This is a genomic window from Nostoc sp. LEGE 06077 (assembly GCF_015207705.1).
Classification (GTDB): Bacteria; Cyanobacteriota; Cyanobacteriia; order Cyanobacteriales; family Nostocaceae; genus Nostoc_B.
On sequence record NZ_JADEWI010000100.1, the window covers coordinates 1 to 11,464 of the forward strand.

Consider the following 11,464-nt stretch of genomic DNA (forward strand, 5'->3'; position numbering starts at 1 on the left):
TGTTGGGTGAGCGTCTCGACGTAAATGTTTCAGGATTTGTAATTCCACATCCATTGCCCTGCTTACCTTCCAGAGTTTTTTCTTTTAATCCTTTTATTTAGAATACTCGGAAAGTGACAGAAGAGGGGTATACACTCTGTTAACCAGTCAAGCATTGTTGCAACTGCCGCCCTTCCCCCTAATCTTGTACCTGCCTACCTAGGAGGCAAACCAGTTTATATTCTGTATGTGACCCGCTCCCAAGATACAGTTTTGGTGCGTTGTTACCCTGGCTATGAACCAACGATAAAAGTTCGAGCGATGGGCAGTAAACCCAATGCCAATACACAGAAAGAAGGGGTCATGACCTGTCGTCCTTCTGCTTAAAAGTTATGCTACGCGAGCAGTTTTGGTTCGCAATGATGGGATTACGCTTGCCGTAGCTGAAGCTGGTGCAAGTTAATAGATGTATCTCAAGTATTCATAAGCAAATTTCTACCTCTGCAATGAGACACTTGCAGAGGTAGAAGCAGTTTTAATTGCCGATTCAACTTCATCCTAAATAGGCGGAATCAATAATTTTAGTTGTTGGAAAATTGAGAAATCACTCTGCTACACCTTAATTAAATCACCACAATGTATCGAATTTTAATATTTGGCAATTCCGGTTCTGGAAAAAGCACTCTGGCAAATAAACTTGGTAAAGATCTTAGTATTCCAATTCTTGATCTCGATACTATTGTTTGGGAACCAAACCAAATAGCTATACGCCGCCCTCAAAAAGATTCAGAAAAGGATCTAAAAGACTTCATAGAAAGTAATCCTTCTTGGGTAATTGAAGGCTGCTACAGTAGCCTAATCAAAGCTGCTATCGAATTCTCAACTGAAATATATTTCCTAAATTCCGGCATTAGTAAGTGTCTTGAAAATAATCGCCATCGACCTTGGGAGCCACACAAATTCAAATCAACCGAGGAGCAGGCACAAACATTCGAGTTTCTACAAAATTGGATTCAACAATATGAAGAACGCTCAGATGAATTCGGTTATTCATCCCATCGTTCAATATTTAATCAATATAATGGCAGAAAACATGAAATTATCGCATAACCCCATCATCTCAAACTTCAATTGGTACAGTCTTATCCGTGGAGACAGCCTAGGCTATGTGGGTACGCACGCCATCCCAGTATTAAAAGCGGCTCATCAAATCCCAGCGTGTAACTTTCTGTACGGATGCTTACTTCACGCTGGATACAGAAGAAGTCCGCCCTAGAAATGCCTGTTCGTTCTTTGCGCGTGGTTAGGCCTTTGGGGTGGACTATGGAAGTGGACAGACTTCCATAGCTTGAATCAAGCCGTGTTCAAGGGTGAATCGATGTCCCACATACTCGGAAGCAAGAATTACTCCAGCCAAGTCACGCACGACTTGATGCACCGAGACCAAAATGCGTCCGGACTCCTCTGAGTAAAAGGAAACTGGCTCGACGTGCGGATTGATCTCGCTCCATTGCTCCGTCCAGTAAGCGCGAACTTCTTCAGTCCCACAGACAAAACCGCCTTTGAAGGCTTTCGGCCAAGCCACGTCCGGAGTCATGAGGGCAAGGGCAGCGTCAATGTCTCGCGCGTTGAAGGCTGCGTACGCCGCACGGAGCAGTTCGATTAGGAGTGCAGATTGATCTGACATTTATTAGTATGGTGAACCAGATACAGTAAGGACTAATAATTTATTGTACAGAGTTTAGCTGAAGCTTTTTTAATCGACACTATCATACCTGATGTCAGGTTTATTTCGAGGATTTCCCACAAGTGTTTAAGATGGGTGCGACCGCATAGCAGCATTGCGCGGTCGGGATTCTAAATTTCTGATTTGTACGATTAGACCTTTTTAGCACAGCGATCCCGCTCTAAATGTTAGGTTGTCAATTAAGGCAAAGTGAATGTGTCTAAAAATACTAGTGTTAGTCTATCTGAAAATCTTATAGTCTGAAAGCTCTTCAAAGCAATACTTTCAGACTATCTTGCCCTTAGTGTCAGCTATGCTATATTTACCCCTAATAGTGGTATAAGTTTTTACGATTACATAGAGAATTCAGTTAATCATTTGGGAATACTAAATCCACACATTTTAAAGATTTAGGGTATGACTAGTACTCTTATTGAGAATATTCCCGGATATAGCATCAGCGAAGAACTCTACAATGGCTCCCGAACCCAAGTTTATCGAGGTTATCGAGAAGTTGATCAACAACCAGTAGTCGTTAAATTACTAAAAAATCCTTATCCCAGCTTTAACGAACTTTTGTTGTTTCGCAACCAGTACACAATTGCCAAAAATCTTAACTCCCCCCTGATAGTCCAAACCTACAGTCTAGAACCTTGCCAAAATGGTTATGCACTAGTTATGGAAGACTTTGGGGGGATTTCTCTTAAGAAGGGGGGAACTAGAGACACACAACAATCTTTAGAAGAATTTTTAGTGATAGCGATCGCTATCTGCAACATATTAGATTTACTCTATCATCAGCGCATTATTCATAAAGATATCAAACCCAGTAATATATTAATCAACCCCCAAACCAAACAAGTTAAATTAATCGACTTTAGTATTGCATCATTATTACCCAGAGAAACTCAAACCCTAGTTAACCCCAATGTTTTAGAAGGAACACTTGCTTATATATCTCCAGAACAAACCGGGAGAATGAATCGAGGAATTGATTATCGCACAGATTTTTATTCCCTGGGTGTGACATTCTATGAATTACTCACAGATGAGTTACCGTTCCAGTCTCATGATGCGATGGAATTGGTACATTTTCATATTGCCAAAACAGCACCATTAATACATGAAATTAATCGAGATATCCCCTCAGTTATCGCAAAAATCGTCAGCAAATTGATGGCAAAAAATGCCGAAGATAGGTATCAAAGTGCATTAGGATTGAAATTTGATTTAGAGAAATGTTTAATCCAGTTAAAAGAAACTGGTGAGATTCAAAGTTTTGATATTGCTAGTAGGGATCTGTGCGATCGCTTCATCATTCCTGATAAATTATATGGACGAGAAACCGAAGTTCAAACCCTACTAGAAGCATTTGATAGAGTCAGCCAGGGTACAACAGAAATGATGCTGGTGACTGGGTTTTCGGGAATTGGGAAAACATCTGTTGTTAACGAAGTGCATAAACCAATTGTCAGACAACGCGGCTACTTCATCAAAGGCAAATATGACCAATTTCAACGCAATATTCCCTTCAGTGCTTTTGTGCAAGCATTCCGGGATTTAATGGGGCAATTGTTAACAGAAAATGATGTGCAAATCCAGGAATGGAAAAATAAAATATTAGAAGCTGTTGGCGACAATGGACAAGTTATTATTGATGTTATTCCTGAACTAGAAGAAATTATTTGTAAACAACCACCAGCAATCGAATTATCAGGAGCAGCCGCAGAAAATCGCTTTAATTTATTATTTCAAAAATTCACCCAAGTCTTCACAACTAAAGAACATCCCTTAGTGATATTTTTAGATGATTTGCAATGGGCTGATTCCGCATCACTAAAATTAATGCAGCTATTAATGGCTGATACCGGATATCTTTTCATTATTGGTGCCTACCGTGATAACGAAGTTAACCCTGGACATCCATTAATGTTGACTTTGAGTGACATTGCTAAATCACCAGCAACGATGAATACAATTACTTTAGCACCACTAAGTCAATTACAAGTCAATAAATTAGTTGCTGAGACACTCAAATCTTCTGAAAATTTGGTATGGAAACTTTCTGGATTAATCTTTCAAAAAACTCAGGGAAATCCATTCTTTGCTACCCAGTTTCTCAAAGCATTGCATCAAGATGAACTGATTCAATTTGACTTTGAGTTAGGTTGTTGGCAATGTGATATGGCAGAAGTGACGGCGCAAGCTGTTACAGATGATGTTGTGGCTTTTATGAGTTTTCAATTGCAAAAACTACCGCCATTAACTCAACAAATGTTGCAGTTAGCTGCTTGTATTGGCAATTCTTTTGATTTAAATACTTTAGCTATTGTTTCAGAGCAAACAGTTATCGAAACATCGGATTCTTTGTGGAAAGCATTGCAAGAGGGTTTAGTTTTACCAATTAGTGATTTGTATAAGTTTTATATTGGGCAAGAAACTCAAGATTTAGGACATAAAAATCAAGACAACGTTAGATACAAATTTTTACATGATCGCGTCCAACAAGCTGCCTATTCTCTAATTCCTGATGACCAAAAACAGGCAACTCATTACCAAATTGGAAAACTACTGCTGCAACAGATTTCCGCACAAGCAAGAGAAGACCGGATTTTTGAAATCGTCAATCAATTAAATAACGGAACTGCTTTAATTACCCAACAAAACCAACGAGAAGAATTAGCCCAACTCAATTTAATTGCTTGTCGCAAAGCCAAAAGTTCGACCGCCTATCAAGCAGCGCGTGAATATACTGCCGTGGGATTATCTTTGTTGGGAGAGAAAGCTTGGCAACAGCAGTATGAAATGACCATCGCTTTCCATGAAGTAGTGGCAGAAGTGGCAATGCTTAGCGGTGATTTTGAGACGATGGAACAGTTCATTAATATTGTCATTGAACAGGCGCATGACTTACTAGAAAAGGTCAATGTTTACCGCATTAGGATTCAAGCCAAGGTTTCCCAAATGCAATTTACTGAAGTATTGGGCATCGGCATCAATCTCTTACAACAATTGGGGATAAGGATGACCGAATCACCCATAATGGCAGATATTCAGCAATCAATCCAAGAAATTAGCGAATTCATTGGCGACCAAAAAGTTGAAGATTTTGCCGATCTCCCTGTTATGACCGATGCTAACAAAATAGCCATTACCCAGATCGCCAGCAGTATCATGGCAACGGCTTACATCTGTGGCTCTCTTTTGTATCCATTATTAACGACCTTGGTCGTCAAATTATCTCTGCGACACGGAAATATCTCTGTTTCTGCTACTAACTATGCTTGCTACAGCCTGGTTCTCTCTAACATCAAGAAAGATATAGATTTAGCTGCACAGTTTGGCCAGTTGGCATTGCATCTCGCTTTAAAATTCGATGATAAAGCGCCGAAACCTGAAGTATTTTTACTACTAGGTGGTTATATTTTCCACCGAAGCTATCACATCAAAGAAACCTTACTCCTTTTGAAGGAGGGCTACACGCTGGGGCTAGAGATTGGCAACCTGGAATATGCTGGATATTGTATTCAAACTCTCTGTCGGAATGCTTTTTACTGCGGTCAACCCCTGGCTGAGTTGGAGCAAAATACACGCAATTACTATCATGCTTTAGTGCAATTGAAGCAGTTAGGCTCGGCAAATTCCTGTCTGATCTATTGGCAAGCGATTTTAAATTTACTGGGTTTTGCAGAACATCCCACTATTTTTTCTAGCTCTGCACTCCAAGAGACAGAATTTCTACCTCTGCTGCGGTCTGCAAATGATTGGCATGGCTTATATATGTTTTACTCATATAAGTTGACCCTTGGCTTTTTGTTTGGGGAAGTTGAGGTAGCAAACAACCTTGCGCTTGAGTGCAGAAACTATTTCATGGGAGGTGCAAGTACAGTTTGCGAACCTGCATTTTATTTCTATGATTCTTTGATTGCTCTAGAACAATTGACTCACCTTTCAGGCGAAGTATCAACCGCATTAGAGCGAGTAGCAGAAAACCAAACTCTTTTACAGCACTGGGCGCACTATGCACCGATGAATTATCAGCATAAGTTCGATTTGGTAGCGGCGGAAAAATGTCGAGTCTTAGGAAACAAAGCCGAAGCCAGTGAACTATACGATCGGGCAATATCTGGAGCTAAAGCCAATGAATATATCCAAGAAGAAGCACTTGCTAACGAACTGGCAGCAAAGTTCTACCGAGATTGGGGTAAACAGCGTATTGCCAGAGAGTACATGATTGAAGCTTATTATGCTTATGCGCGTTGGGGAGCAAAAGCCAAAGTCACAGACTTAGAAAACCGCTATCCCCAACTACTCGCCCCCATATTACAGCAAAGCCGTTCTGTTGTTTCAACTAACGAAACTATCTTATCCTTGGGGAGTGTCACATCTACCAGTTCTAGCAGCAGTGTCTCAGATACTCTAGATTTAAAAGCTATTCTCAAAGCATCTCAAACGATATCTGGGGAAATCGAACGAGAAAAACTGCTTTCATCCTTACTGAGAATTGTGATTGAAAATGCTGGGGCTGATAAGTGCGTGTTAATGCTGTTGCGAGATGCTCGCCTGGTAATTAAAGGCTCAATTACCCAGGGAACAAACCCAGTGGTATTGCAGAACCTTCGGGTTGAAGACAGCCAAGATATTCCCCACAAGCTAATTTACAAAGTCAAGCACAATCAACAAACTGTTGTCTTATTAGATGCAACCGCAGATACCACCTTAGCCAACGACCCATACATTATCCACCAACAGCCAAAAAGTATTTTGTGCAGCCCGATTTTGCATCAAGGTAAGTTAATGGGTATTCTATATCTGGAAAATAGTTTAATCACAGGGGCATTCACAAGCGATCGCGTCGAAATACTCAATTTAATTTGCGCTCAAGCTGCCATTTCTCTAGAAAATGCCCGACTTTATGAATCTGCTCAAGAATATGCCCAAAAGTTAGAGCAAGCATTCACTGATTTACAAAATGCCCAATTGCAGATAGTTCAAAGTGAAAAAATGTCAGCTTTGGGCAATTTAGTCGCTGGCGTTGCTCATGAAATGAATAATCCTCTTGGTTTTATTGCTGCTACTCTCAAACAAACTAAACCCAATTTAGCTGACCTGACTGAACATCTCAACCTCTATCAAGCAGTTGTTGAAAATCCTGGTGATCAAATTCAAGACCATGCGGAGGAAATTGACTTAGAGTATCTTTTGGCAGACTTACCTAAAACAATCGATGCAATGGTCATGGCGTGCGACAGGTTGAAAAATATTAGCACTAGCTTGCGGACATTTTCTCGCACTGACAAAGACTACAAAGTACAATTTAATCTCCATGAAGGAATCGACAGCACAATTTTAATTCTCAAGTATCGCCTCAAAGCTAACGAACAACGCCCAGCAATTGAAGTAATTACTAACTATGGTGATTTACCTTTAGTCAATTGTTTTCCTGGGCAATTAAATCAGGTATTTATGAATATTCTTGCCAATGCTATTGATGCGTTAGAAGAAGCAAGTATTGGTAAGAGTTTTGCCGAGATTAAAGTTTATCCTAACCGCATCACAATCACAACATCAATCATAGATCATCAATACGTCAAAATATCAATTGCTGATAACGGCAAAGGCATGAGTGCAGAAGTCCAAGAAAAAATATTTGACCGTTCATTTACTACCAAGGAAGTCGGTAAAGGTACGGGATTAGGATTAGCGATAGCCCGTCAAATTGTTGAAGAAAAACACGGTGGTAAAATCACAGTTAATTCTGTTCTGGGCGAGGGGACAGAGTTTATCATTTCTCTTCCCATATAGAGGGATTGTTCATAAAGGCGCACAACAGTGCGCCTTTATGAACAATCCCTCTCTCAAATTTCCGGTTTCACAACTTAGTAGCGTCCGCGTCCACTGCCGCCACCATATCCGCCCCGTCCGCCACCAGAAGAACCTCTGTCTTCTCTGGGCTTGGCTTTGTTAACTTTGAGGGCGCGACCCATCCATTCAGCACCATCAAGAGCCTCAATAGCAGCTGTTTCCTCAGCGTCTGTTCCCATCTCCACGAAAGCGAAGCCTCTCGGACGGCCTGTTTCCCTGTCATTCGGTACTTGAACCCGGTTTACCGTAACATATTCAGCAAAAACACCCTTAAGATCGTTTTCTGTAACTTCATAAGAGAGGTTGCCTACATAAATTGACATCGATTTTCTCCAAAATCAGAAATGTGTAGAGATTTAAATTTCGGAGAAAAACCTGTGAATACTCAAAACAAACACTGTCACCGAATTAACTCTCGCTTTCTAGAATGACATAGAAGGTAAACCTACGCATCCAGTAAATGGTTAATAGATGGTTAAATAGTAATATGATGAGCCAGCGATCGCTTCAGTTGCCTACTCATCTATCTGGATACTCAGATTTTTAATTTGTTCTAATGCCTCTACTACACCAACTTCATCAGCTAGTCGGATAAAAGCATTGCCTAATTCCTCCAGTAAGTCACTGCGATCTACTTCTACCCCCTCATCAGCTAAATCCATCAACACACGGTTAATCTGCCTACTCAGCTTTTTAGGAATGCGAAAAGTAGTTTGTGTGTAGTCGGGATTCTCACGCTTGGCTAATTTATCTTGATTCTTTAACTTACTAGCTGTCTGGATAGTTAATTTTTCGGGTTGCTGAATGTCTGGGTATCCAGGTGGCTGAATATCTGTTTTTTTAGATAGCTGGGTTTTAAGGTTAGTATTTATAGAAGCGGATTGTTGGCTTTGTGAATCATCAACTGGTTGAACAACTGGCTGTTCAGATGGCTGAATTTCCGGGTACCCAAATTTTTGGGTACTTTTTTGTGCTGCACCTAAAACTTCGCTAAATCGGCTCACCCTTTTACTGCCTGAATTACTTCGTTTTTTATTGCTGTCCAATCCCGCCATGCTAACTTTCCCCCACGAACTTTATAAATAGGAACTCCACTAGCCACCGCATCCTTATAAGCTTTGTAAAACCGAATTCCGCGACTGAAAACGGGATAATTTTGTAGTTTTAATGCGGACATCGCCTCAAGTCCATCCTTTTGCGGCGGTGGAGGAATCATTGTCAATAGAACTTTCCAGTTTGTACCTTGTGGCAAAGATTTTGCCATCAGTGCCATTGCATCCATACTCAATATGTCTGGTGGAGTTGGGACAATGAGCAAATCACAACCTTTTGCTAAATCTTCCACTTCCGCATCATTAGGACGGGCAGGCGTATCAAAAATGATGTACTCGAACGAATGTGAGCGCATCAGCTTGGCCGCTTCCTTTTCTCCACAAACCTGAAACGGTAGCCCTCCTGGTTTTGCCCATGTAGTTGCTGAACGGTTCAGATCAGCATCAATAACTAAGGTTGCCCCATCATCACAAAACAGTGAGGCAAGGCAGATAGCTGAAGTTGTTTTTGAAACTCCGCCTTTAAATGAGCTAAGAGAGATGATCGGCATAATCTCCCCGTGTAAAAGATGGAAAAATCATATCGCACTTACATACATTAAATATGGATGTAGGAATGTCTGGGTATCCAGATATTCAAGTATCCGAAACAACAATTTATTTCTCAAGTTCAGTGTTGACACATTGTCCAGCTTATGTAAAATAGATACTTTCTTACTTATGGAGCCTACCCTTAAGAAGACGTTTCCTCATCAACAACGACCAAATCCACTCCGCATCTTGTAGCTGCTTGGGCTAATCTTTGATCAATCGTTGCTAAGGGCAATCCCAGCCTCAATGCCAATTCTAAGTAAGCTGCGTCATAAGCTGCTAAACCTTCTTGTCGCCCTAGCACTAGTGTTGCACCCAATGCGTTTGCATCTGTAGCCGTATCAACCTGGATTAATAGTGACTGTAACAAAGCAATAGCTTCGGAGGATTGTTCAGTAGTCATACGATGACGCCGTTCAGCTACCAGTAGAACATTAGCAATTTCCAATGACCAAATTCCTGGTACAAATGCTTCTGCATCCAGCATCATTGTCAGTATGCCATTAGCGTAATCGTTATTTTCATCCACCAAGCACCAGCTAATTGCTACAGAACAATCCAAAACAAACTGCATTAAAATCTTCGCCCCTCTTCAATCATGGAACGGAGCGACGTTTTATCTAACGCCACTTGTCGCCGCAGTTCTTGCATTCTGGCAATTGCATTACTTATCGATTTTTTCGTTGTGGGCTTTCCCCAAGCGTTATATTGCACTTGGGCTTCTGAGGATGTGGCAACTTCTGCGTTGGGTAACGGCTGTATAATCACCACTACCTCAACAAGAGTATCTTTTAAATCAGTGGGTGTTTGGATTTGCAAGATACCATCTGTCCCAATATGAGATTGCAACTTCATTGTTTCCATATTCGCATCCAGTAACTCATACTCAACGATTTTAAGAATTACCTTAATTATCCTGTTATTTTCTTCACTAGAAATAAAAGCATATTCTCGCAAAAGGGGTACTCAGCTAGTCGGATGTACAAATATCTGGGTATCCAGACATCTAAATAGCTGAGTATTCAGATATTTAAATCAGATGTATATTACCCATGTTTCTAAGCACTCCACGTTGTCTTAAGCTCCGAGTCTACGTTAATGAACAAACAAATCAGCTTGTTAAGCAATTAACTAACTTCAGAGACACACAGGTTGCTCGACTTTACCGACAAATAGCAAGGCGATCGCATTGGTGAATGAATGCAACTTACGGGTGTGGTGAATATGCAGCCAGATGAATGATACTGTTTGAGCGTTCGCTTGATTGTGATATATGACTAAAACCAACTCAGAAATTTTAGAACAGCTAAAACAGGCATCGGAAGGCTTGCTGTTTATGAGTGAGTCAGATTACCCAATTGAGGTTTGTTTGTGGGAAGGAGTTGCACCTCCTGTGACACTGGAAATAGTCTTGCAGCAAACAAGTCATTGTCAAGTCTCCTGCTGTCCATTAAAGAATTATTTGTCAATTTTAAGGAATTAATGTCTTGCTGTTTTAGAGGCTAAGAAGCTTAGAGAGTAAGGACTTTATGCTTTTTACCGCTTTTATATTCTTTGAAGGCTTTTAAATAATTAAAAGCCTTTTCTCTAAAAACTGACTCCTCAAAATTTAAATAATTAAAAGCCTTTTCTTGAAAAAGTGGCTCCTCTAAGCTTAAATAATTAAATGCCGTTTTAAGCGGAAGTTGCACGTTTGTGATATTTAAAAGCAGCAATGCTAGAAAAGAAAGTTAGCCAAGGTGAACAAAATAATCTGTTTGAGGTGACACCCATAGGCATGGAGTTGACGGCTCCCACTTAACAAGACCACAAAATCTTGATTGAGCAAATTGAGGATGCCCAGATGAAAAGAGAAATTCTCTTGAAAATGGATGCGATAGAGGATATCCGTACTAATTCTGGTAATGGCAAACAGGAACGTATCAGACAGTGGGCGCAAAAATTAGGGAAGCATCCAAGAACCATTACCCGTATGTTGTCTAAGGCAGACATTGAAGGATTAGCCGCAATAGCCAAAACCAAACGCGCGGATGCTGGTAAACGTAGAGGGAAAAAGCAGTGGCAGCCCAGTGTCGAGTATTGGGTGAATTTTATCGAAAAAACTTATAGAACCCATTTGGGATCTATTCGTTAGCTAACCGTTTAAGTATCAGTCTAATGAAGCAAAGGTTGAGCTTTGCTGTGGCATGCGTGAGGGTTTTTTCAAAGTTTTTGACCAAACTCTTACACCGTTCCATCCAAGCATTTGACC

11 protein-coding genes are annotated in these 11,464 nt (G+C 40.6%); 4 read left to right on the top strand and 7 right to left on the bottom strand.

Going from position 1 to position 11,464, the window contains the following annotated elements:
* Positions 1-615 precede the first annotated feature (615 nt).
* Positions 616-1,089 (top strand): shikimate kinase, encoded by a 474-nt coding sequence (locus IQ244_RS31315; protein ID WP_193900570.1) that lies wholly within the window; start codon positions 616-618, stop codon positions 1,087-1,089.
* Positions 1,090-1,300: 211 nt separating this feature from the next.
* Here the strand turns inward: IQ244_RS31315 and IQ244_RS31320 are convergent, their stop codons facing one another.
* Entirely contained in the window at positions 1,301-1,666 is a 366-nt protein-coding gene (locus IQ244_RS31320) for a nuclear transport factor 2 family protein (protein ID WP_193900571.1), read from the bottom strand.
* Between the two features lie 456 nt (positions 1,667-2,122).
* On the opposite strand from IQ244_RS31320, the gene IQ244_RS31325 reads away from it, so the two are divergent.
* Positions 2,123-7,510, top strand: a complete 5,388-nt coding sequence (locus IQ244_RS31325; protein WP_193900572.1) for an ATP-binding sensor histidine kinase — start codon at positions 2,123-2,125, stop codon at positions 7,508-7,510.
* A 74-nt stretch (positions 7,511-7,584) separates the two neighbouring features.
* Here IQ244_RS31325 and IQ244_RS31330 read toward each other — a convergent pair whose 3' ends face one another.
* From IQ244_RS31330 to IQ244_RS31355, 6 genes are all read right to left on the bottom strand, one after another.
* Positions 7,585-7,893 (bottom strand): RNA recognition motif domain-containing protein, encoded by a 309-nt coding sequence (locus IQ244_RS31330; RefSeq protein WP_193900573.1) that lies wholly within the window; start codon positions 7,891-7,893, stop codon positions 7,585-7,587.
* Between the two features lie 192 nt (positions 7,894-8,085).
* Positions 8,086-8,574 (bottom strand): hypothetical protein, encoded by a 489-nt coding sequence (locus tag IQ244_RS31335; protein ID WP_193900574.1) that lies wholly within the window; start codon positions 8,572-8,574, stop codon positions 8,086-8,088.
* Positions 8,571-9,173, bottom strand: a complete 603-nt coding sequence (locus tag IQ244_RS31340; protein WP_193900575.1) for a ParA family protein — start codon at positions 9,171-9,173, stop codon at positions 8,571-8,573. Before IQ244_RS31340 ends, IQ244_RS31335 begins: the two co-directional genes overlap by 4 nt.
* Positions 9,174-9,355: 182 nt before the next feature.
* A complete protein-coding gene (locus IQ244_RS31345) occupies positions 9,356-9,787 on the bottom strand; it encodes a type II toxin-antitoxin system VapC family toxin (RefSeq protein ID WP_193900576.1) in 432 nt (143 codons plus the stop codon).
* Positions 9,787-10,170: a hypothetical protein gene (locus IQ244_RS31350; RefSeq protein WP_322746147.1), complete on the bottom strand. Its 384-nt coding sequence runs from the start codon at positions 10,168-10,170 to the stop codon at positions 9,787-9,789. Before IQ244_RS31350 ends, IQ244_RS31345 begins: the two co-directional genes overlap by 1 nt.
* Positions 10,171-10,350: 180 nt before the next feature.
* On the bottom strand, positions 10,351-10,500 hold the full coding sequence (locus tag IQ244_RS31355) for a hypothetical protein (protein WP_193900577.1): 150 nt from the start codon (positions 10,498-10,500) through the stop codon (positions 10,351-10,353).
* Here IQ244_RS31355 and IQ244_RS31360 point away from each other — a divergent pair.
* Positions 10,487-10,696, top strand: coding sequence for a nuclease A inhibitor family protein (locus IQ244_RS31360; protein ID WP_416209799.1), 210 nt, complete (start codon positions 10,487-10,489; stop codon positions 10,694-10,696). The genes IQ244_RS31355 and IQ244_RS31360 overlap by 14 nt on opposite strands.
* 360 nt (positions 10,697-11,056) lie before the next feature.
* Positions 11,057-11,347: a hypothetical protein gene (locus tag IQ244_RS31370; RefSeq protein ID WP_228059280.1), complete on the top strand. Its 291-nt coding sequence runs from the start codon at positions 11,057-11,059 to the stop codon at positions 11,345-11,347.
* Positions 11,348-11,464: the final 117 nt, after the last annotated feature.